Consider the following 20,646-nt stretch of genomic DNA (forward strand, 5'->3'; position numbering starts at 1 on the left):
TCTTTTTTTACCGCTCTTGACATCTCTTTTTATTTGTAAGTATAATGAGCAAAGGAAACAATTACAAGAAATATCATCGGTAAAACTATAACGATATTGAGGTATTCTATGCAGATACAAACCAATTCCCAAAGAAAAGAAGTAAAGGAACACGGAACCTATTCTTTTCCGGTGATGGTAAGCTATGAAACCCTGAACGCCTATGAAAATGCTTCCTTTTTCTGGCACTGGCATCCGGAAATCGAACTGACTCTCATTCTGGAAGGAGATATTCAGTACCAGATTCAGGAACACCTTTATCATTTACATGCCGGCCAGGGAATTTTCTGTAATTCCAATATGCTTCACACCGGAAAAAGAGGAGACAGTGACAACTGCATTTACATTTCCATCACCTTTCATCCCCGGATTCTCTATGGGTTTGAATCCAGCGTGATACAGAGTAAATATGTCACTCCCATTACAGAGAATCCCAATCTGTCCTCTATCCTGTTTCTTCCGGAGGTTCCCTGGCAGAAACAGATTCTGGAAGAAATGGCATCCATCTGGGAACTTTCCGGAAATCCCCCTAATACTCTGGAACTACAGCTTCAGCAGCGACTTTTATCTGTCTGGGGAAAGCTCTGTGAACACGTAAATATGTCGCCTCCTGATTCAGACTCTCTGATCCGAAGCCGGCTGCGGCTCCATCAGATTTTATCGTATATTCAGGAACACTATCAGGAGAAGCTGACACTGGAGGAAATCTCTGCACAGATTCATCTGTGTAAAAGTGAATGCTGCCGGTTTTTCAAATCCCAGATGAAAGTCTCCCTTTTCCAGTATCTCCTCCGCTACCGCATTGAGCAAAGTCTCCCTCTCCTGCAGGATACGGAATTAAGCATTACCGAAATTGCTCTGCAGACGGGATTCTCCAATCCCTGTTACTATGGAAAAATCTTTAAAGAAGAAATGAATTGTACGCCCCGCCAGTACCGCAGGAAAACTTCCGGAAGCAAGTAATTTCCTATTAAAATCAGGGTGTCAAAAGTCCCTTCTGGAATTATGATTCGGTAAAATACACAAAATCATCCGGACGTCGCGACTTTGCGCACAATGGAGAGGAGACTCAGGGAATCGTGGAAGCCTTTGCTGAACATGATTTCCGGTTTCGGAGGCTCATCGGAATGTTTTTGTGCGCTTCGCGCGGAAGGATATTTTGTGCATTTTGCCAAGTATAGAAAAAACTGTTATAGAAGTGACTCTATAACAGTTTCTTTTTACTCTTTTTTCGCATTGACAAACTGGGTGTACTGAGCCAGCCATACCAGTTCTACCGTACCAATGGGGCCGTTTCTCTGCTTCGCTATAATTACTTCCGAAATTCCCGGTTTCTCCGTGTCTTTATGATAGTAGTCATCCCTGTACAGAAACATCACCACGTCCGCATCCTGCTCTATGGCGCCCGACTCACGCAAATCTGACAGCATAGGACGGTGATCCGGCCGCTGCTCCACCGCACGGCTTAACTGGGACAGAGCTACCACCGGCACATTCAGTTCCCTTGCCAGAGCCTTTAGCGCTCTTGAAATCTCGGAAATTTCCTGCTGCCGGGAATCGGTACGGCCGCTTCCGCTCATAAGCTGCAGGTAGTCAATAAAGATAATTCCCAGATCATGTTCCAGTTTATACTTTCTGCATTTGGATCGCAGTTCGGAAATAGAAATTCCCGGCGTATCGTCAATAATCAAATTGGAATTTCCGATAATATCCGCTCCCTCTACCAGCTTTGTCCAGTCCTCGTCCTTTAAATTTCCTGTACGCAGAGCCTGGGAGTCCACCCGGGATTCCATGGCCAACAGTCGGTTTACAAACTGCTCTTTCGACATTTCCAGACTGAACATGGCCACTGTGATTCCTTTTTTAAAAGCCATGTACTGGGCAATATTCAGCGCAAACGCCGTCTTTCCCATGGAAGGACGGGCTGCAATCAGAATCAGATCCGACGGCTGCAGTCCCGAAGTCTTGTAGTCCAGATCGATAAATCCCGTAGGAAGTCCCGTGACATTTCCCTGGGTTTTGGAAGCCATCTCGATTTTATTGATGGCATTTAAAACTACCTGCTGAATCGGAACAAACTCGCCTGTTGTCCGCTTCTGAAGCAGATGGAACATTTTCCTTTCCGTGTCCTCCAGAATCGTATCTGCATCCTCCTTATCCAGATAGCAGGTATTGGCGATTTCCTCGCTGACCTTAATCAGCCTTCTCAGCAAAGCCTTCTCGCTGACAATGTTGGCATAGTATTTTACATTTGCCGAAGTAGGAACGGCATTGACCAGTTCCCTGACATATTCCAGATTGCTGATATCCGGAGGCAAATCCTTTTCTTTCAGGCGGTTTTGTAACGTAATCAAATCCACCGGTTTTCCTTCATTGCAAAGCTCCACCATTGCATCGAAAATAACCCCGTACTGATTCTGATAAAAATCTTCACTGGTCAGTATTTCCGAAGCAACTAAAATGGCGTCTCTGTCCAGAATCATCGAGCCAATCACCGACTGTTCCGCCTCCAGGCTGTGAGGCAGAATCCGTTTAATCAGAGCTTCTTCCATGAATTCCTCCTAAGCTTCTTTTACAAATACCTTCAGCGTTCCTGTCACTTTGGGATGCAGTTTTACCGGTACCTGGGTCACGCCCAGTTCCCGAATGGCTCCGGACAACTGCAGTTTCTTTTTGTCAATATCAAGTCCAAGCTGTTCTTTTGCAGCTTCTGAAATTTCCTTGGAGGAAACAGAACCAAACGTCTTTCCGTTTTCTCCCACTTTTAAGGTGAGGACCACTTCTTTATCCTCCAGGCCTTTTGCAAAATCTACGGCTGCCTGATAAATCTCCTGGGCAATTTTTTCTTCATTGGCTTTCTTCAGTTTTAAATCATTGAGATTTTTTGATGTCGCCTCCACACCCAGCTTTTTGGGCAGGATCATATTTCTTGCATATCCGTCGCTTACATTTACAATCTCGCCCTGTTTTCCAAGGCTTTTTACATCTTCCAGTAAAATTATTTTCATCTAAACTTCCTCCTGGTTTAAATCATCAATTATGTCTTTAATCATTTGTACCACATCTTCCACGGAACGTCCGCTTATCTGGGCGCCGGACACATTCATATGGCCGCCTCCGCCCAGACGTTCCATCATTACCTGTACGTTTACCTCATCAATGGCTCTCGCACTGATATATATGATTCCCTTATATTTAGTCAGTACAAAGGATGCTTTCACTCCGTCAATATTCAGCAGTTCATTTGCTGCCTGGGCGCCCACTACGGTGGGGCTCTTCAGGCCTTCACTGGGGCAGACACCGATTACAAAGCTGGTTTTATAAACAATGGCATTGCAGATGGTCTCAGCTCTGGCCCTGTAAGAATCCATATCATCCCTGAGCATCTTCCTGACTCTGGTCACATCGGCCCCGCACCTTCGCAGAAATGCCGCCGCTTCAAAGGTCCGGACCCCTGCCCGGGTGGTAAAGTTATTGGTATCGATCATAATTCCGGCATAAATACTATCGGCTTCTATATTCCGTATCCGTATTCCATCGGAAAAATACTGCAGAATCTCTGCTACCATCTCACAGGTGGAAGAGGCATAAGGTTCCACATAAGACAGAACTGCATTCTGAATCACTTCGCTTCCTCTGCGGTGGTGATCCAGTACCACAATAGTCTTTGTCTTATAAAGAAGGTCTTCGCACTCTGTATAACTGGGTTTGTTGGTATCCACCACGACTACTACGCAGCGGTTATCAACCAGCTCTTTTGCTTCCTGGCTGGATAGAAACATATCGTCTGCATAATCAGAACTCTCCACAAAACCTGCCATCAGAGGGCGAATGGAAGTGGTGGGATCGTTTACTACAATATGAGCCGGCTTTCCCAGGGTTTTGGCTGCCCGGTAAATACCCACGGCCGCGCCGAAGGCGTCCACATCCGTAATCTTATGGCCCATAACCACAACCCGGTCTCTGGTACTGATAAACTCTTTTAATGCCTGTGCCTTCACACGGGCCTTTACACGGGTCGTCTTCTCCATCTGCTGGGATTTCCCGCCGAAATAAGTAATCGTGTCTCCGTCTTTGATGACTACCTGATCTCCGCCCCGTCCCAAAGCCATCTCAATGGCAATCCGGGAGTATTCATAGTCCTGAATATAGGTAGACGCATTGATTCCGATTCCGATACTGAGGGTTACCGACATCTCATTTCCGATATTCACGGTTTTGACTTCATCTAATATAGGAAACTTCTGCTCTTTTAATTTCTTCAGAGAACTCTGACGCATAATCAGGAAGTATTTGTCTTTCTCCAGTTTTCGTACCATTCCGTCATAATTGGAAAAGTATTTCGTAATCTTCCTGTCTATCAGGGCGATCAGCAGAGAACGTCTGACTTCCTCCACACTTTCCAGAGCCTCGTCATAATTATCCAGATAGGCCAGGGCAACTACTAATTTATTGTCTTCAATCTCCTGGATATACTCCGCCAGTTCTGTTTTATCAAGTAAATAAACAGCCACCACTGAGGTCTTATCGTCAAGTCCCTCGATCATATTGGTACTTTCAGCCAGATTTCCCAGAGAGATTCTCCGGAAAGTGGCGTTAAAAATCCTGTCGCCGTAATGGATCTGTTTTTCCTGGCTTTCATTTTTCCCGGACAACAGTTCTTTATTTATTTCCGGAAACAGAAGACTGATATTTTTCTTATATCCGGAATCCACTTTCGTCAGTTCCAGGAATTTCTTGTTGGACCAGATCATATTTCCCTCTTCGTCTATCAGGGCACAGGGCATGGTCAGATTGTCCAGCATCTGCTTCTCTATCTGTTCGTATTGACTGGCAAAGGCCAGCAGCTCGTTCATAATGACCGGACGGTTATACGTAAACAGCGCAAGAGATAAAATAATATAGGCGGCAGTAATTAAACTCAGTAAAATCCCCGCATGAATATTAAGCGCATATACCGGCACATTTACAAGAATTAAAAGTATCGATAAAATGAAAGGCCATCTCATAAACTGTTTCAGACGTCCTCTTAACTTGAATTTCTCTTCCATTCGTCTTTCCCTTTTCCTTCTGAATATCACCAAGTATTTCCCGTTTTCTCGCCGGTGTGCACCGACGTTTTTATTATACCAGATTTTTCCCATTTTTGCACTTATTATTTCCCGTACGCTGCCGGCTTATACGCCCCGTTTCTCTTCCTTTTCTTGACAGAATATTTCAATAATGCTATAGTCTTCCCTGTACAAAATTGATTGTAAGCAAGGGGAGCCTGTATACAGGCTGAGAGGAGATTGGATAATTTCGACCCTGATACCTGATTTGGGTAATGCCAGCCAGGGATGCAGCCCAGCTTTTTTCTCCTTGTTTTGCAGTCGGAATAACAAGGAGGTTTTTTTATGTTTCAGTTTTTAGTAAATGCCGAGGGAGGACTTACCACCGCGGGATATGTAATCTCTGTGGCTGCCGGAATTCTTTTATTTGTTCTGGCTCTGGTGTTCGCGGGGAAGAGTTCTGCCCGACAGAAGATGTCTGTGAAGCAGCTGGTATTTTGTGCCATGGCCATGGCTTTGGCTTTCATTACATCTTACATCAAACTTTTTGAACTTCCCTGGGGCGGAAGTATTACTCTGTGCAGTATGCTCTTTATTGTATTGGCCGCTTACTGGTACGGACCGAAAACAGGAATGCTGGTAGGGCTTGCCTACGGCATTCTCCAGTTCATTCAGGAACCTTATGTCCTTTCCTTTTTCCAGGTATGCTGCGATTACATCCTGGCTTTTGCCGCTCTGGGTGTGGCCGGATTTTTCGCCAATCAGAAGTACGGCCTGATTAAGGGGTACATCGCGGCGGTGATTGCCCGGGGAGCCTTCCATGCTTTGGGCGGTTATCTGTACTGGATGGACTACATGCCGGAGAATTTCCCGCAGGCTCTGAAAAGTCTCTACCCTATTGTTTATAATTACAGCTATCTTCTGGCAGAAGCGGTGCTTACCCTCATCATCCTTGCAATCCCCGCTGTCTCAAAAGCGCTGAATCAGGTAAAGCAGAACGCCCTTTCATAAAACAATCCATGCAGAACGATTTTAATGTAATAGGAAATCCGACGGAATTTCCTATTACATTAAAAAAGGGATTGTCTCAGATTCACGAGACAATCCCTTTCTTTTGCTTAAAATTAATCCTGAACGTATGGCATGATTGCAAGATGTCTTGCTCTCTTAATAGCCACTGTTAAAGCTCTCTGATGTTTCGCACAGTTTCCGGTAATTCTTCTTGGAAGAATTTTACCTCTTTCTGATACGTATCTTTTCAGTTTTGCTACATCTTTGTAATCAATTTCGTTATTTTCTTTGCCGCAGAATACGCAAACTTTTTTTCTTCTGCGTCCGCCTCTTCTCTTCATTGGAGAATCCGGCCTTTCGCCTCTATTGTATGCCATGTGCTTTTACCTCCTATACTTGTTTTTACAGATTCAACTTTTTCCTGTTTTAGTTAAATGGAAGCTCTTCGTCAATTCCGTCCGGAATATTCATAAATCCGTCTGCAGACGCCGCAGTCGGTGACGGCATAGACGGGGCTGCATTCTGCTGGGGCATACTTGCGGTATAATGATCGCTTGCCGCCTTACTTTCTGCAAACTCCTGCTCTTCCACAACAACTTCTGTTGTATATACTTTCTGTCCTTCCCGGTTTGTGTAGCTTCCGGTCTGAATTCTCCCGCTTACCACAATCCGGATTCCCTGATGGAAATATTTTTCTGCAAATTCTGCGCCTCTGCCGAACACCACACAACTGATGAAGTCTGCAGTGGCCTCTCCATCTCTCTTAAATCTCCGGTCTACCGCCAGGGTATATCTGGCAATTGCCAGAGAATTTTCTCCTGCGGAATATCTTACCTCAGGATCTCTCGTTAAGCGTCCCATTAAAATCACTTTATTCATATCTCTACCTCTTACTTTCTGTCAATAGGCGTCAATTAATGGTGCTCCCTAAATCCACTATAAGAAATTCTTATGCTTCTTTACGAACAACTAAGTATCTTAATACGTTGTCCATAATACGAACATGTCTTTCGACTTCCGCCGGACAAGTTGTATCTGCTTCAAACTGAATAAAGTAGTAGAAGCCTTCATGCATTTTCTGAATTTCGTAAGCTAATCTTTTCTTACCCCATTCTTCTACTTCTGTGACAGTACCATTGTAACGGGTAATGTATCCTTTCGCTTTCTCAACGATTGCTTCGCGGACATCATCCTCTACTTTGGCACTCACAACTAATGCTAATTCATACTTGTTCATGCTCTGTTTTACCTCCTTATGGTCTTTATGGCTCTCTGCTCTGCAGAGAACAAGGATATTAAAAATATATCACGAGTGCTTATTTTAGCATACTTCACCGGCCATGTAAAGTAATTCTTTTTATTTGGAGATAAAAAGTTCTCCCGGCACACAACCGGGAGAACTTTCAGAGCATCTATTATTTATTTCCTTTTTCTCTTTGTTCCAGGAGCGCTTTTTGTTTGCTCCATGCGCCTGTGGGATCCTCAATTCCGAATTTCGCCGGATCAAACAGGGGGTCCTGACCTGCTTTTCTCTGCTTGTCATAGTCTTTGCAGATAGCAACTGCCTTATTGGACAGCCATAAAACGCCGATAAGGTTGAACCATGCCATCAGACCTACACCTAAGTCTGCCATGCTCCAGATTACCTCTCCGTTTACCACTGCACCGGAGAACACAGCGACCATGAAAATAATTCTCATCAGCCAGGTGCCGGCCTTCTTTCCTTTAAACAGGAATTTCATATTACTTTCTGCCTGATAGTAGTACCCCATCAGACTGGTGAATACGAAGAGCACAATCATGATGGCCAGAAGTTTTCCTCCCCAGCTTCCGAACGCCTGGATAACTCCGTCCTGAGCCCATAAAATACCATATTCTGTACTTACATTCTCAACGATCATAGAACCGTCTGCACCCTGAACATTATAGTTGCCTGTAAGGAGAATAATCATTGCAGATGCGCTGCACACAAGAATGGTATCAATGTAGATGGAAAGCGCCTGTACCAGACCCTGCTGTGCCGGGTGATCACATTCGGCTGCGGCTGCAACAATCGCTCCGGATCCCTGACCGGCTTCGTTGGAGTAAACGCCACGTTTTACACCCCAGGAAACCGTTGCGCCCAGAATACCTGCAAACATCTGATCTGCACCGAATGCAGATTTAATAATGGTTGCAAATACTGCCGGCAGTTCGGTGAAATGCATTCCCATGACGATGATTGCCATAATAAGATAAATGACACACATAACCGGAGCCAGTAATTCGGCCACTTTACCGATACGTTTGATACCGCCCCATACAACTGCACAGATTAAAACGGTACAAATACTTCCAACTAAAAGCTGTCCTAAACCAAAGGCATTCTCAAAGGTACTGCAGATAGAATATACCTGCAGACCGGGCATCAGCGTACCAGGTCCTAAAACAGCGGCAATAGCAAAGGCGATTGCCAGTGGTTTCAGTTTTAAGCCTTTTGATATAAAGGCCTGAGGTCCGCCTATATATTCTCCGCCTTCTCTGTCTTTGTATGCCTGAGCCAGTACTGTTTCCGCATATGCAGAAGCCGCTCCAATCAGAGCCAGTATCCACATCCAGAAAACAGCTCCCGGGCCGCCGAAGAAAATCGCTGTAGCTACACCGGAGATATTTCCCATACCTACACGGGAACCTACTGTTGTGGCAAACGCCTGGAATGGAGATATTCCATCTTCACTGGTGTTGTTACGCAGCAGACGGAACATATCTCCAATGGAACGAAACTGAACCCCCTTAAAACGAATGGTAAAATACACACCCGTTATCAGACAAAGAATAACCAGGGGTAATGCCCATACCCATCCGTTAATCTTCGTTACTACATCAACAAATGCCTGCATAAACTCCCTCCTCCTGTGGAAAATTTGTTAATTCTATTATGACACGTCAAAGTGTTCAAGGAAATTATCAATTTTGACCCACTTTTTATCAATCTTGTATAAATTCTTATTAAAATCGTGTCAAAAAAACAACCCGGGAAGGATTTCTTCCCGGGCTGCGCCTGCCCTGAATGTTATTCTGATTTTTTTTCTATGCCTCTTGTATTTTTCTCCACTAATTTCCGGGAAATCATCACCTGTCTTCCACAGCCGAGACATTTCAGCCGGAAGTCAGCTCCTACTCTTAAAATTTCCCACTGGCTGCTCCCACAGGGATGGCCTTTTTTCAGAGTCACTATATCTCCTACCTCATAGGGAATTCCCATATCTCATTCTCCTTTTACCTTAATTTTCGCAAACACCTCTCCAATGGGCTTCTGAATCAGCAGATCTGCAAAACTGTCCCTGGGAGTTGCCGATTTATTTATCAGTACCAGATGCTTTCCCCGGTAATAATCAATTAAACTGGCGGCAGGATAGACAGAAAGGGAAGTTCCTCCTATTATAAGGACGTCCGCCCGCTCAATGGCTCTGACTGCCCCCTGAAGGGTATCCATATCCAGCCCCTCTTCGTATAAAACCACATCCGGCTTAATGATCCCCCCGCATTGGCACCGGGGAACTCCCTGTGCTTTCTTCATAGTGTCAAACCCATAGAATCTTCCGCATTTCATACAGTAATTCCGGTAAACTGATCCGTGCAGCTCATAGACATTTTTACTGCCGGCCATTTGATGGAGATTATCTATATTCTGGGTAATCACCGCTTTTAACTTGCCGGCTCTCTCCAGGGCAGCCAGTTTTTTGTGGGCTTCGTTGGGTTCTGCCCCCTCATACAGCATCTTTTTGGAATAAAACTGAAAAAACTCCTCAGGATGTTTCATAAAAAAAGTATGGCTTAAAATGGTTTCCGGAGGATAGTCATATTGCTGATGATACAGACCGTCCACACTTCTGAAATCCGGAATCCCGCTTTCTGTGGAAACTCCGGCTCCTCCAAAGAATACAAGATTCTCATAATTATCAATTAATTTCTGAAGTTCTTCGATTTCTTTTTCCATGAGACTTCCTCCTTTTATACCTTTTTATTCTCTGTCCAGCCGTTTCCCCTGAACTACAAACCGGGTGGCGTCATTCCCTGTACAGGTGGATAAGGTCACGATGTGATCCCTCATATCCAGTTCAACATCCTCTGTCTTGATTTCGGAATTCTTCTTCATATCTTTTACATACTCGTCGAATTCCTTTCCCGGCCCCTTAAACAGCGTGTAGGTATTGCTGTTTACTGCCGTGGTATAGGCAGAAAAAATTTCATACCGGTAATTTTTTTCCGGTGTCAGAATCCAGAAATAATGGCTTTTGGCATAGGCGTCTTCCTGCACATATTTCTTCAGCTGGCCGAACATGGTTCCGTTTTTCATATTGTGTCCGTAGACAATGGTATTGCAGTCGTTCCAATCCGGACTGTTTTCATAATCGATAAAAATGGTCCCTGCAAAATTATAGGTTTTTTCGTAGGTCCGATGCAGATAATAGCTGTTGTCATCCCCTTTTACCACAGGGTAGCTAAGACCAAGAGCCTCCACATAAATCCAGCCGATGACGTCTTCATTCACTTTCTTCAAAGCCTGAAAATCCACAGAAATGGGGGGCTGAACTTCTCCGTCGGCGCCGTCTCCCTCCTGTTCTTCATCCGGGTCTCTCTCCTTCACAGCCATTTCTTCAATCGCCTTATACTCATCCACACCTTTTTTATATTCCAGATAAATTCGCAGCAGATTTCCTCCTGCAAACAGAAATACACCGACTGCTATCACCAGAACAGCCAGTAAGAGATAATCTCCTGCGGTTTTCTTTTTCTTCGGTTTCTTTTGTTTTATCTTTCCCATGTTCATCTCCTTCCTTACTAATAAACTTATTATAAATCATTCTCCGGGCATCCGCAACTCCGACGGGATTTTTGCGCGCCAGATGCAGACTGCCGCAGGCAGTCATAATTCCACATGCATCTGGTCGCAGTTTCCTAATTGAACATGAAAACCGGATGGCTTCGCGTCTGTGCGCTTCACCATCCGGCTTCTCTGAAATAGCGGGAACAGGATTTGAACCTGTGACCTTCGGGTTATGAGCCCGACGAGCTTCCAGACTGCTCCACCCCGCGTTGATATATTCATCATATAACAAATAGGATAATCTGTCAAGGGAAGGTTCCTTTCCGGGCTCTGCCTTGTTTGTTTTCCCAAGTTTATATTTCTTTTTATAAAATTGTATGGTATAATTTTTACCATACGGACAAAATAAAAAACAAGAAACGCAGGAGGCACAAAATGGGGAAAAAGAATTTAATTGTAGGCCAGTCCGGCGGCCCCACCGCTGTTATTAACAGCAGTCTTTACGGTGTGGTATCAGAAGGTCTGGCACATCCGGAAGAAATTGAGCATGTCTATGGCATGGTCAATGGTATCGAAGGATTTTTAAACGGAACAACTCTCGACTTTGCAGAAGCACTTCCCGGTGATAAGCTGGAATATTTAAAGACTACACCAGGAGCCTATCTCGGTTCCTGCCGCTATAAACTGCCGGAAAGTCTGGATGATCCGGTATATCCGAAACTGTTTGAAAAATTCCAGGAAATGAATATCGGCTATTTCTTCTACATCGGAGGAAATGATTCCATGGATACCGTAAGCAAACTTTCCCGTTATGCTGAGAAAGTAGGCAGTGATATTCGTGTATTGGGTGAGCCGAAAACCATTGACAACGATCTGGTTCTTACCGATCACACTCCGGGATTCGGAAGCGCAGCCAAATATGTGGCTACAACTGTCCGGGAGATTATTATTGACGCCAACGTCTATGAGAAAAAATCTGTAACAATTGTGGAAATCATGGGACGTCATGCCGGATGGCTGACGGCATCCAGCGTATTAGCCCGCAAATACACCGGAGATAACCCTCTGTTAATCTATCTCCCGGAAACTGCCTTTGATCAGGACGCATTCCTGGCTAAAGTGGAGCAGGCTTTCGAGAAAAACTGCAACGTTGTTGTTTGCGTTTCCGAAGGTATTCACGATGCAGAAGGCAAGTTTATCTGCGAGTACGACAATTCTGTGGGAACGGACAGCTTCGGACACAAAATGCTGGCCGGATGCGGCAAATATCTGGAGAACCTGGTTCGCAGCAAATTAGGCGTTAAGGCACGTTCCATCGAATTAAACGTCTGCCAGCGCTGCTCTTCCACAATGATTTCTGCTGCTGACCAGCAGGAAGCTGTTATGGCCGGTAAATTCGGCGTTCAGTCTGCATTAAAGGGCGTTACCGGAAAGATGATCTCCTTCGTGAGAGAAAGTGACGATCCTTATAAACTCACCTGCGGACTGGAAGATGTAAACGATATCTGCAACAAAGAGAAAGCAGTTCCCGCTTCCTGGATTACCGAAGACGGTTCAGACATCGGTGAGGAATTCATCACCTATGCACGGCCTCTGGTACAGGGAAATGTCGATGTACCTTTAGGAGAAGACGGACTTCCTTTATTCGTTTACCGTAAATAATTTCTGATAAGTGGATACTACTTATAATAAATCAATTAATAGGAAAGGATGGGATAACTTATGCCATTAGTAACAACCACCAATATGTTTAAAAAAGCCTATGAAGGCGGATATGCTATCGGAGCTTTCAATGTAAACAACATGGAAATCGTACAGGGTATCACCGAAGCAGCCGGAGAATTAAACTCTCCTATCATTCTGCAGGTATCTGCAGGAGCCAGAAAATATGCAAACCACACCTATTTAACAAAATTAGTGGAAGCTGCATTAGTGGAAAACCCCAACATTCCGATCGCTCTTCATCTGGATCACGGCGCAGATTTTGAAATTTGCAAATCCTGTATCGACGGAGGATTTACTTCTGTTATGATCGATGCTTCCCATCATGCATTTGATGAAAACATCGAAATTACAAGAAAAGTTGTAGATTACGCTCATGAAAGAGGCGTTGTAGTAGAAGCCGAATTAGGACAGCTTGCCGGTGTGGAAGACGACGTTAAAGTAGCTGCAGAAGACGCCAGCTATACACATCCGGACGAAGTAGAAGAATTCGTAGATCGTACAGGCGTTGATTCCCTGGCAATCGCTATCGGAACCAGCCATGGCGCTTTCAAATTCAAACCAGGCCAGAAACCAATGCTTCGTTTCGACATTCTGGATGAAGTATCCAAACGTCTTCCGAACTTCCCAATCGTTCTGCACGGAGCATCTTCCGTATCTCAGGAATATGTGAAGATCATCCAGGCAAACGGCGGAAACCTGGCAGATGCTATCGGTATTCCGGAAGATATGCTGCGTCAGGCCGCACGTTCTGCAGTCTGCAAGATCAACATCGACTCCGACCTGCGTCTGGCTCTGACTGCCGGTGTTCGTGAAGTTATGTGGAATCATCCGGAAAAATTCGACCCAAGAGAATATCTGAAAGTGGGCCGTCAGTATGTAAAAGACGTTGTAGCTCATAAGATTACAACCGTTCTGGGCAGTGAAGGAAAAGCTCCTGAATGCTTATAATTTCTTAAATGGCAAAGCCGGAAAATGGGGACAGGCTGTTCTCCGTTTCCCGGCTTTTTCTTTTTAGCTTAAGATTTCAAATGTGTGATACAAATCTAAAATTCCATATCCCCATTCCGGATTGGGATATGTGAGAGTCTCTTTCCTCCTCGCACCCCGGATTAAAAATCCCTTTGCCCCCGTTCCGTTAAAATAGGGAGCATTTTTTCTTACAATCGCCCACTCAAACAAAAGGGCCGTAGCTCCCGCTCCGTATGCGGCCGCCAGACTGGTTCCCGAAGTCGCGGCAAACTGCCCGTTTAAAAGAGGAATCCGAATCTCCACCCCCGGCGCGGCCAGATCCGGTTTAACAATTCCCCCAGGAGTGTAGCCTCTGCTGGCCTGCAGGTATAAACTTTCATCCCGGTAATTGTAAGCCGTCCATGTGATTACATCTGAAGCGTCTCCCGGATTGGTAATAGTGTAATACGGCGTAGATTCTAAAAAGTAGGTTTCACCGGAAACCAGCGGCTGCACCGGCAGCCACATATGGAAGACTCCCCGCCGGTCATTACGGGTTTCAACCGTAAATTTCCAGATTCCCGAAGCCGGATTTAAAAACCGGAAGAAAACCAGAGTATTTCCCGACTGCCTTTCCATGGACACGTAACTTACCTCAATTTTCGTCTCCACAAAAATATAGGACAGAACCTGCATCCCTGTCCCCCCGGCCGTACTTATTTCCAATTCCTCTCCCGTAGGGGAGCGCAGAGAAAGAGAAAAAAATGCGGGAGCAATTCCCCAGAATTCCATACAGAATCCTGTTTCATCCTCTCCCACACGCAGTTCCACTTCTTCTTTCTTCTGTTCTTCAATTTCTCCCATGTGATGGTGCCTGGCATTTCCCTCATTGCCCCCTGCCACATTGACTGTATTATGGGGAAATCTGGTAGCGCTGTCCAGATACTGACTCAGCGGCCCGTCCCCCATATGCACCCCCTGGCTGCTTCCCAGACCGATGCAGATTGACAAAGGCATATTCAGCCTCTGAGCTGCCTGCATGGCATAATACACCCCGGACATAATATCATTCTCCTGGTATACCTGTGCGTCTTCCGGAAGCAGATAGAAATCTCTCAGATATTTCTTAGCCCTCTTTAATTTGACAATTATTAAAACCGCCTCAGGGGCGGCTCCCGAAAAATTCTCCGGCAGATTGGGAGATCCTGCTGCCGTTGCCGCCAGATACGTGCCATGTCCATTGGTATCTGTAGACGGAACAATCTCCAGAGGACTGGACTGAGACAGGGCCAGGTCAATCTCCTCGTTGGTATATTCTCTCCCGAAGGGAACCGCCTGGTCTTCGTCTCCTTCCAGACTCTGATCCCAGAGACGCATAATCTTTGTCCGGTTCCCGTTCAGAAAAACAGGATTTGTATAGTCAATTCCCGAGTCAATGACTGCAATGGCCGTTCCCCTCCCCTTTAAGTTCAGGTAGGGATGGTTCTGAAGCCGGGTAATTCCCGAAGCGCCGAGACTCTCCAAATCCATGTACGTATAACATTTCGGCACGGCATTATAAGTATAACTGTTAATCTCCAGGTTTCCCACAAGGCTCAGGGGCAGATGCGCAATTGCAAAATTATCGTTTAATATCTGAAACTCCAGTTCTGACAGTTCTTCTACCGGACCATAGACATTCTGATTGTATTTAATAATAAAGTCTGCATATTCCTCACTTTGCGCCGGATTCCTCCCGCCATTTTCCTGCATATAGATTCCCATTCTTTTCCCCCTCTAATCTATGATATTCAGAAATGGCGGCGATATAACTTATGAGCTTTTCTTTGTATTTATCTGGTTTTACGCCGGGCACATATCCAGACCAGGAGGCAGCCTCCCAGAAAGGTAAAAATGGATATAAACTGAGAAGTGGAAAGGGCACCCACACTTCCCCGGATTAAATCTCCCCGGAAAAATTCCAGGATAAACCGGCCCAGGCTATAGAAAATCAAATAGCAGGCCGCTACCTGTCCGTCTGCCTTTTTCTTTCCGGAAACCCAGAGCAGAATTCCGAAGTGAAGAAAGTCTAAGGCGCTGGATACCAGCTGCGTAGGAAAGAGAGGAACTCCGTTGGGGGCAAAGCTGGAATTGTGAAACGTAATGCCGAACCCTTCTTCCGTCTCCACTCCATAACAGCATCCCGCCAGAAAACAGCCGATTCTTCCAAACCCCTGAGCCAGAGCCACAGACGGCATGGCCAGATCGAAATATTCCAGAAACTTCAGCTTCTGGAAACGGCAATAGAGATACCCCACGAAAATTCCGCCCAGAATTCCTCCATAGACAACAAAGCCATCGGACAAATTTAAAAGCAGACTGGGGTTTTTCACTATATCAGAAAATTCCGTAATAAAATATAAGACTTTCGCTCCCAGAAAACCGCCCAGGACACAGGAAAATACCAGTCCCAGAACTTTCTCCTCTTTCATCCCCAGCTTTCTGGCCCGGTATTCCATCACCAGATAGCAGGCCACAACACCGATGGCAATCATAAGCCCGTATCCGTAAATCGTCACCGGACCAATATGCAGTAATTCTTCTTTCATGATATTCCTCCTTCTTCCAGCCACAACTGACAAAGTCTTCTGTTACAGCGATCGTTAATCTTTCTTTCCTCAGGAGAGATTCCCTCCTGAGCTCTCCACTGAGGTTCTCCGCACACATCCATTCCCAATACCGTATTCTCTCTCATCGCTGTACGAAGCAGAGAAATTCCCTCTTCCAGAGGCCAGTCTCCCTGATCCCAGTTTGTTACAGCATCTTTCGCAGTAAATACATCTTTATCCACAGAGATATAAATCTTCTTTCCTTTGGGAACTTCTGTACGCAGCCGCTGCCTATATGGTTCCTCTACAGCTTCGAGAGCTTCTTTGGGAGGTCCCAGCAGAACCACTTCCTCCAGACAGGGATGGTCATGAAACGCCTGTTTCACCCAGTCCCCGCAGGAAGTCAGTCCTTCAAAGGCGCAGGACTGCATATCCGTATGATGATCCAGTACCAACAGGCAAAACGGCTCCTGAATCTTTTCCAGCCAGAGACGGGTAACGTAATGATAGTTTCCTGAATCAATAAAATGAATCCCCCTGACGGGCAGATTCTGTATCCTCTTTCGGATTTCCTCCTCCCCTTCGGGACTGACATAACAGTTTGTTCCTTCTATATCCGTACAGTCTAGTACGCAGAACCTGTCTGCCCATGTATCCTCTTTCCAGAAATTTTCTTCTTCATATATATGACTGAAATTCATCAGAATCCATTTATTATCCATAAGCTCTCCCTTTTTTCTGCATTACCTACTATTCTACTATGACCTTACTGTTTCTTCAACCCCTTAGGAATGGCGCCGATATACTTGTCATAAAAAAGACCTCCTGCTATAATCATAAGAAACGATTTGCAAGGAGGCTTCTCTTCATGAAACAAATCCGACTGGACAAATTTTTAGCAGAAAACGGAGCCGGCACCCGAAGCCAGGTAAAAAAATACATCCGTCAGAAACAGGTACAGGTAAACGGGGAAATCATCACCTCACCCGAATACAAACTTTCCCCTTTTCAGGATCAGGTCCTCCTTCGGGGAACACCGCTGATTCCTCTGCCGGAATTTGAATATTATCTTTTTCATAAACCAGCCGGATGTGTCTCCGCTGTTTCCGATTCCCGGCATAAAACGGTCATGGACTATTTCCGGGGATACCGCAGCGATTTATTCCCTGTCGGCCGTCTGGATAAAGATACGGAAGGCCTTCTGCTGATTACCAACGACGGTGCACTGGCACACTTTCTGCTTGCCCCCGGGAAACATGTGGATAAAACCTATTACGCCCGCATTTCCGGAAAAGCCACTCAGGAGGATATTCAGCTTCTCAGTCAGGGGGTAGACATCGGCGAGAAACGTCTTACTTTGCCTGCCCGTCTGGAAATTCTCTCTGTAAGCCAGGAAGAAAATCAGTGGTTCTCTGAAATTAAGTTAACCATCCGGGAAGGAAAATTCCATCAGGTGAAACGGATGATGCACGTACTGGGGAAAGAGGTTCTCTATCTGAAGCGTCTCTCCATGGGCTCTCTGCAGTTGGATCCTTCACTGAAACCCGGGGCTTTCCGCGCCCTGACCGAAGAAGAAATCGCCTCCCTTAAGGAGCTTTAAATTTATTTCACCTTTGCCAGATTCCGCACATCCCGGTAATGTCCCATAATAATCAGAGATTCCGTACCTTTAAAGACGTACTCGGGCTTAGGCAGGGGAATAATCTCTCCCTCTTCCTTTGTTGCCAGAATACTGATGTGATAACGATTGCGGATTTCTTTTTCCACAATGGATTTTCCTATCCAGGACCCCGGTACCGGAATTTCATAGATAGAGTACTCCGGGGTCAGCTCAATATAATCAAAAATATTATCTGTTCCATATTTAACCGCAAGTCTCTGAGCCATTTCCTTCTCGGGATAAACCACCCGGTCAGCTCCGTTTCTCAGCAGAAACTTGGCATGTACGTCCCGGTTGGCCCTTGCCAGTACGAAACCGGCTCCATAATCTTTCAGAAGGGCCGTAGTCTCCAGAGAACTCTGGAAATTATCACCAATTGCCACCACGCACAGGTCAAAATTTCCTACGCCCAGAGAAGCTACAAAATGTTCGTTGGTCGCGTCTCCAATCTGTGCCTCTGTAACCAGATCCATGGCGTCATTGACTCTTTCTTCATTAATATCTACTGCAAGGACCTCATTGCCCTCTTCCATAAGTTTTTTTCCCATATGGCGGCCGAAGCGTCCCAGCCCCACAATTAAAACTGACTTCATTCTTTCTCTCCTTAACCTATTGTAATCTTTTCTATCGGGAGCTTTGATGGAATTGTTCCCGTCCAGTTGCTAAAGGCAATCAAAATGGTAATCCCTCCCACTCTTCCTATAAACATAAGCAGAATAAGTATGATATGGGATAAGGTTCCAAGCTGCGGAGTAAGCCCCAGGGACAATCCCACTGTACCGATGGCAGAAGTAACTTCAAACAGAACATCTAAAATTGCTGTCTCCTCAATTGCCGAGATAAACATGGAAGAAGCTCCTATTAATATGGCATATAACATCAATACACAGCTTGCATGACGCAGGGTATCTCCCTCAATCCTTCTCTTAAAACATTCAATATCTTTTCTTTTTCTGAATTCCGCCCATATGCACAGAAACATAAGCGCAATGGTGGTGGTTTTTACTCCTCCTGCCGTAGACCCGGGGGACCCGCCGATAAACATAAAAATCGTCATCAGCATTCGGCTGCTGTCCGTCATGGCGGTCAAATCCATGGAATTAAATCCTGCCGTCCGGGGGGTTACTGACTGGAACAGGGAACAAAGAATCTGTTCCCCAATACTTTTCCCCTCCATAGAAGGTTTGCCCCATTCAAAAAGAAAAATCAGAACCGCTCCCCCTGCAATTAAAAGCAGCGTCATCGTTAAAACAATTTTGCTGTGAAGGCGGTAGCTCCTGAAATGGTATTTATTCTTTTTTAAATCCGCCCATACGAAAAAGCCGAGTCCCCCGATAATAATCAGCAGCATAATGGTCACACTTACAATCACACTGGAAGAAGCCGTTACCAGAGAACTGGAGGGTTCATAATATCCCATTAAATCAATTCCCGCATTGCAGAACGCAGAAATAGAATGGAAAACAGAAAAGTAAATCCCTTTCCCAATCCCCAGCCTCGGTACAAAATAAATGGCTAATAAGACTGCTCCTATCCCTTCAATAAGAAAGGTTCCCAGAATTACAAATTTGCTCATTCTTACAATTCCGCCTATCTGGGGAGCTGCCACCGCTTCCTGCATCAGCAGTCTCTTAGAGAGGTGGATCTTCTTTCCGGCTAACACCATGGCGGAAATTGCAACCGTCATAAAACCGATCCCGCCTATCTGAATCAGAACTAAAATCACTCCCTGTCCAAATTCTGACCAGAACGTATACGTATCGTGTAGAACCAGACCGGTTACGCAGGTGGCAGAAGTAGCTGTAAAAAGAGCGTTAATTACAGAATCCCAGGCAAACCAGGCATGCTCCCTGTTGGCTGCAGGCAGCATTAATAAAAGTGTTCCTGTTATAATAACCAGCAAATACCCTACTGTAATTATTTTTGTTGTCGTCCATTTTATTCGCTTTTTATCAGTCATTATTTTCCTCTCACTATTTCTCTCTTCTTATGCTTATACATTTTAGTTTTTTCGTATTAAGATATTACAAAATAAAATGAAAGGGGCGATGTACTATAAAGTACATCAGCCCCAAAATGTCTTTACTATGCCATTCCCACCAACACACGTTTCTTTTTGTTAAGTGCAATTTGTATGCGGAACCGTTCTGTCAGCGCACACAGCTTATCAGCGAAAGAAACAATCCATGCTTCTCTGCTCGTGGGAAGAGGACCCAGGGGGAACATATGGGCCAGAATGGCCTGTCGTTCTTTATCTGAAATTTCAAAATATTCCTGGCTCGTTTCTGCCGCTACCTTTGGGTGATGAAAAACAAGCGCTTCCTCCGTTTTTTCGCTGAAATCATAAAGACAGAAATCATGAAGCATTCCGACTCTTGCTGCTGTTTTTTCATTGCAGCCCATTTTTCTTGCCATTTGCCAGGATAGATATGCAACATTTAAGCAATGCATAAATCTTGTGGAGTTTTTATGTTGTACATATCCTGTTAATTTCTGATATTCCTCATGGTGAAGGATCTCCCTCACGCATTTTATAAACCCTGGGTCAATCTCCTCCGAGACTACAATATCCATCGGCTATCACCTCATTCCAGAAAACAAATTAACTTTTTACAATTTTCAGGGGTTTTTAAGAGGCGCCAACCAGATTCGAACTGGTGATAGAGGTGTTGCAGACCTTTGCCTTACCACTTGGCTATGGCGCCTTATCATTATAATATATGCTTTATTAATAAAAAAATGACTCCAAGGGGATTTGAACCCCTGTTACCGCCGTGAAAGGGCGGTGTCTTAACCACTTGACCATGGAGCCTT

At 45.1% G+C, this 20,646-nt stretch carries 21 protein-coding genes, 3 tRNA genes and 1 riboswitch; of the genes, 5 read left to right on the top strand and 19 right to left on the bottom strand.

Annotated features, from left to right (window positions below; translation table 11 throughout):
- The first annotated feature begins 108 nt into the window (after positions 1-108).
- Positions 109-1,002: a helix-turn-helix transcriptional regulator gene (locus tag B5F53_RS16665; protein WP_087225785.1), complete on the top strand. Its 894-nt coding sequence runs from the start codon at positions 109-111 to the stop codon at positions 1,000-1,002.
- A 257-nt stretch (positions 1,003-1,259) separates the two neighbouring features.
- Here the strand turns inward: B5F53_RS16665 and dnaB are convergent, their stop codons facing one another.
- The 3 genes from dnaB to B5F53_RS16680 are packed head-to-tail and all read right to left on the bottom strand — an operon-like array spanning position 1,260 to position 5,090.
- Positions 1,260-2,591: a replicative DNA helicase gene (dnaB, locus tag B5F53_RS16670; RefSeq protein ID WP_087225789.1), complete on the bottom strand. Its 1,332-nt coding sequence runs from the start codon at positions 2,589-2,591 to the stop codon at positions 1,260-1,262.
- Positions 2,592-2,600: 9 nt separating this feature from the next.
- Positions 2,601-3,047, bottom strand: coding sequence for a 50S ribosomal protein L9 (gene rplI, locus B5F53_RS16675; RefSeq protein WP_087225792.1), 447 nt, complete (start codon positions 3,045-3,047; stop codon positions 2,601-2,603).
- Complete coding sequence (locus tag B5F53_RS16680; protein WP_087225848.1) at positions 3,048-5,090, bottom strand: DHH family phosphoesterase; 2,043 nt, start codon at positions 5,088-5,090, stop codon at positions 3,048-3,050.
- A 200-nt stretch (positions 5,091-5,290) separates the two neighbouring features.
- A riboswitch (TPP riboswitch) is annotated at positions 5,291-5,396 on the top strand.
- 39 nt (positions 5,397-5,435) lie between these two features.
- On the opposite strand from B5F53_RS16680, the gene B5F53_RS16685 reads away from it, so the two are divergent.
- Positions 5,436-6,101, top strand: a complete 666-nt coding sequence (locus B5F53_RS16685) for an energy-coupled thiamine transporter ThiT (RefSeq protein ID WP_087225795.1) — start codon at positions 5,436-5,438, stop codon at positions 6,099-6,101.
- 113 nt (positions 6,102-6,214) lie between these two features.
- Here the strand turns inward: B5F53_RS16685 and rpsR are convergent, their stop codons facing one another.
- From rpsR to B5F53_RS16725, 8 genes are all read right to left on the bottom strand, one after another.
- Positions 6,215-6,478: a 30S ribosomal protein S18 gene (gene rpsR, locus B5F53_RS16690; RefSeq protein ID WP_087225798.1), complete on the bottom strand. Its 264-nt coding sequence runs from the start codon at positions 6,476-6,478 to the stop codon at positions 6,215-6,217.
- Positions 6,479-6,527: 49 nt separating this feature from the next.
- Complete coding sequence (locus B5F53_RS16695) at positions 6,528-6,980, bottom strand: single-stranded DNA-binding protein (protein ID WP_087225801.1); 453 nt, start codon at positions 6,978-6,980, stop codon at positions 6,528-6,530.
- A 70-nt stretch (positions 6,981-7,050) separates the two neighbouring features.
- The gene (gene rpsF, locus B5F53_RS16700; protein WP_087225804.1) at positions 7,051-7,338 is read right to left on the bottom strand and encodes a 30S ribosomal protein S6; all 288 of its coding nucleotides are present in this window, start codon (positions 7,336-7,338) and stop codon (positions 7,051-7,053) included.
- A 178-nt stretch (positions 7,339-7,516) separates the two neighbouring features.
- Positions 7,517-8,980: an alanine/glycine:cation symporter family protein gene (locus tag B5F53_RS16705; protein ID WP_087225806.1), complete on the bottom strand. Its 1,464-nt coding sequence runs from the start codon at positions 8,978-8,980 to the stop codon at positions 7,517-7,519.
- Positions 8,981-9,153: 173 nt separating this feature from the next.
- Positions 9,154-9,345 (bottom strand): DUF951 domain-containing protein, encoded by a 192-nt coding sequence (locus B5F53_RS16710; protein WP_087225809.1) that lies wholly within the window; start codon positions 9,343-9,345, stop codon positions 9,154-9,156.
- A 3-nt stretch (positions 9,346-9,348) separates the two neighbouring features.
- Positions 9,349-10,080 (bottom strand): NAD-dependent protein deacylase, encoded by a 732-nt coding sequence (locus tag B5F53_RS16715; RefSeq protein WP_087225812.1) that lies wholly within the window; start codon positions 10,078-10,080, stop codon positions 9,349-9,351.
- A 24-nt stretch (positions 10,081-10,104) separates the two neighbouring features.
- Positions 10,105-10,908: a class B sortase gene (gene srtB / locus B5F53_RS16720; protein ID WP_087225815.1), complete on the bottom strand. Its 804-nt coding sequence runs from the start codon at positions 10,906-10,908 to the stop codon at positions 10,105-10,107.
- Between the two features lie 198 nt (positions 10,909-11,106).
- A tRNA-Met gene (locus B5F53_RS16725) sits at positions 11,107-11,180 on the bottom strand.
- Positions 11,181-11,346: 166 nt separating this feature from the next.
- Between B5F53_RS16725 and B5F53_RS16730 the strand changes: the two genes are divergently transcribed.
- Together B5F53_RS16730 and fba are read left to right on the top strand one after the other, a co-directional pair.
- Positions 11,347-12,573: a 6-phosphofructokinase gene (locus tag B5F53_RS16730; RefSeq protein ID WP_087225818.1), complete on the top strand. Its 1,227-nt coding sequence runs from the start codon at positions 11,347-11,349 to the stop codon at positions 12,571-12,573.
- A gap of 60 nt (positions 12,574-12,633) precedes the next feature.
- Positions 12,634-13,584: a class II fructose-1,6-bisphosphate aldolase gene (gene fba, locus B5F53_RS16735; protein ID WP_087225821.1), complete on the top strand. Its 951-nt coding sequence runs from the start codon at positions 12,634-12,636 to the stop codon at positions 13,582-13,584.
- Between the two features lie 63 nt (positions 13,585-13,647).
- On the opposite strand, the gene B5F53_RS16740 is transcribed toward fba, so the two are convergent.
- The 3 genes from B5F53_RS16740 to B5F53_RS16750 form a co-directional block, all read right to left on the bottom strand.
- Entirely contained in the window at positions 13,648-15,348 is a 1,701-nt protein-coding gene (locus B5F53_RS16740; RefSeq protein WP_242970357.1) for a S8 family peptidase, read from the bottom strand.
- Between the two features lie 68 nt (positions 15,349-15,416).
- Positions 15,417-16,172 carry a prolipoprotein diacylglyceryl transferase gene (locus B5F53_RS16745; protein WP_087225824.1) on the bottom strand — a complete coding sequence of 252 codons (756 nt, stop codon included), beginning with the start codon at positions 16,170-16,172 and terminating at the stop codon, positions 15,417-15,419.
- Positions 16,169-16,894: a hypothetical protein gene (locus B5F53_RS16750; protein ID WP_087225827.1), complete on the bottom strand. Its 726-nt coding sequence runs from the start codon at positions 16,892-16,894 to the stop codon at positions 16,169-16,171. Before B5F53_RS16750 ends, B5F53_RS16745 begins: the two co-directional genes overlap by 4 nt.
- A 146-nt stretch (positions 16,895-17,040) precedes the next feature.
- Between B5F53_RS16750 and B5F53_RS16755 the strand changes: the two genes are divergently transcribed.
- Complete coding sequence (locus B5F53_RS16755; protein WP_204246953.1) at positions 17,041-17,772, top strand: pseudouridine synthase; 732 nt, start codon at positions 17,041-17,043, stop codon at positions 17,770-17,772.
- A 2-nt stretch (positions 17,773-17,774) separates the two neighbouring features.
- Here the strand turns inward: B5F53_RS16755 and B5F53_RS16760 are convergent, their stop codons facing one another.
- The 5 genes from B5F53_RS16760 to B5F53_RS16780 form a co-directional block, all read right to left on the bottom strand.
- The gene (locus tag B5F53_RS16760; RefSeq protein WP_087225830.1) at positions 17,775-18,425 is read right to left on the bottom strand and encodes a potassium channel family protein; all 651 of its coding nucleotides are present in this window, start codon (positions 18,423-18,425) and stop codon (positions 17,775-17,777) included.
- A gap of 11 nt (positions 18,426-18,436) precedes the next feature.
- Positions 18,437-19,792: a TrkH family potassium uptake protein gene (locus tag B5F53_RS16765; RefSeq protein ID WP_087225833.1), complete on the bottom strand. Its 1,356-nt coding sequence runs from the start codon at positions 19,790-19,792 to the stop codon at positions 18,437-18,439.
- A gap of 125 nt (positions 19,793-19,917) precedes the next feature.
- Complete coding sequence (locus B5F53_RS16770) at positions 19,918-20,406, bottom strand: HD domain-containing protein (RefSeq protein WP_087225836.1); 489 nt, start codon at positions 20,404-20,406, stop codon at positions 19,918-19,920.
- 60 nt (positions 20,407-20,466) lie between these two features.
- Positions 20,467-20,537: transfer RNA gene (locus tag B5F53_RS16775), tRNA-Cys, on the bottom strand.
- Between the two features lie 35 nt (positions 20,538-20,572).
- A tRNA-Glu gene (locus B5F53_RS16780) sits at positions 20,573-20,644 on the bottom strand.
- Between the last annotated feature and the right edge of the window lie 2 nt (positions 20,645-20,646).

Source organism: Blautia sp. An249, assembly GCF_002159835.1.
Lineage (GTDB): Bacteria > Bacillota > Clostridia > Lachnospirales > Lachnospiraceae > Blautia_A > Blautia_A avistercoris.

Coding starts and splice junctions, on each gene's coding strand:
- B5F53_RS16685 (WP_087225795.1), top strand. CDS start 5,436: ATGTTTCAGTTTTTAGTAAATGCCGAGGGAGGACTTACCACCGCGGGA.
- B5F53_RS16710 (WP_087225809.1), bottom strand. CDS start 9,345: ATGGGAATTCCCTATGAGGTAGGAGATATAGTGACTCTGAAAAAAGGC.
- rpsR (WP_087225798.1), bottom strand. CDS start 6,478: ATGGCATACAATAGAGGCGAAAGGCCGGATTCTCCAATGAAGAGAAGA.
- B5F53_RS16760 (WP_087225830.1), bottom strand. CDS start 18,425: ATGAAGTCAGTTTTAATTGTGGGGCTGGGACGCTTCGGCCGCCATATG.
- dnaB (WP_087225789.1), bottom strand. CDS start 2,591: ATGGAAGAAGCTCTGATTAAACGGATTCTGCCTCACAGCCTGGAGGCG.
- B5F53_RS16770 (WP_087225836.1), bottom strand. CDS start 20,406: ATGGATATTGTAGTCTCGGAGGAGATTGACCCAGGGTTTATAAAATGC.
- rplI (WP_087225792.1), bottom strand. CDS start 3,047: ATGAAAATAATTTTACTGGAAGATGTAAAAAGCCTTGGAAAACAGGGC.
- B5F53_RS16695 (WP_087225801.1), bottom strand. CDS start 6,980: ATGAATAAAGTGATTTTAATGGGACGCTTAACGAGAGATCCTGAGGTA.
- B5F53_RS16765 (WP_087225833.1), bottom strand. CDS start 19,792: ATGACTGATAAAAAGCGAATAAAATGGACGACAACAAAAATAATTACA.
- fba (WP_087225821.1), top strand. CDS start 12,634: ATGCCATTAGTAACAACCACCAATATGTTTAAAAAAGCCTATGAAGGC.
- B5F53_RS16755 (WP_204246953.1), top strand. CDS start 17,041: ATGAAACAAATCCGACTGGACAAATTTTTAGCAGAAAACGGAGCCGGC.
- B5F53_RS16730 (WP_087225818.1), top strand. CDS start 11,347: ATGGGGAAAAAGAATTTAATTGTAGGCCAGTCCGGCGGCCCCACCGCT.
- B5F53_RS16740 (WP_242970357.1), bottom strand. CDS start 15,348: ATGGGAATCTATATGCAGGAAAATGGCGGGAGGAATCCGGCGCAAAGT.
- B5F53_RS16715 (WP_087225812.1), bottom strand. CDS start 10,080: ATGGAAAAAGAAATCGAAGAACTTCAGAAATTAATTGATAATTATGAG.
- B5F53_RS16705 (WP_087225806.1), bottom strand. CDS start 8,980: ATGCAGGCATTTGTTGATGTAGTAACGAAGATTAACGGATGGGTATGG.
- srtB (WP_087225815.1), bottom strand. CDS start 10,908: ATGGGAAAGATAAAACAAAAGAAACCGAAGAAAAAGAAAACCGCAGGA.
- B5F53_RS16745 (WP_087225824.1), bottom strand. CDS start 16,172: ATGAAAGAAGAATTACTGCATATTGGTCCGGTGACGATTTACGGATAC.
- B5F53_RS16680 (WP_087225848.1), bottom strand. CDS start 5,090: ATGGAAGAGAAATTCAAGTTAAGAGGACGTCTGAAACAGTTTATGAGA.
- B5F53_RS16750 (WP_087225827.1), bottom strand. CDS start 16,894: ATGGATAATAAATGGATTCTGATGAATTTCAGTCATATATATGAAGAA.
- B5F53_RS16665 (WP_087225785.1), top strand. CDS start 109: ATGCAGATACAAACCAATTCCCAAAGAAAAGAAGTAAAGGAACACGGA.
- rpsF (WP_087225804.1), bottom strand. CDS start 7,338: ATGAACAAGTATGAATTAGCATTAGTTGTGAGTGCCAAAGTAGAGGAT.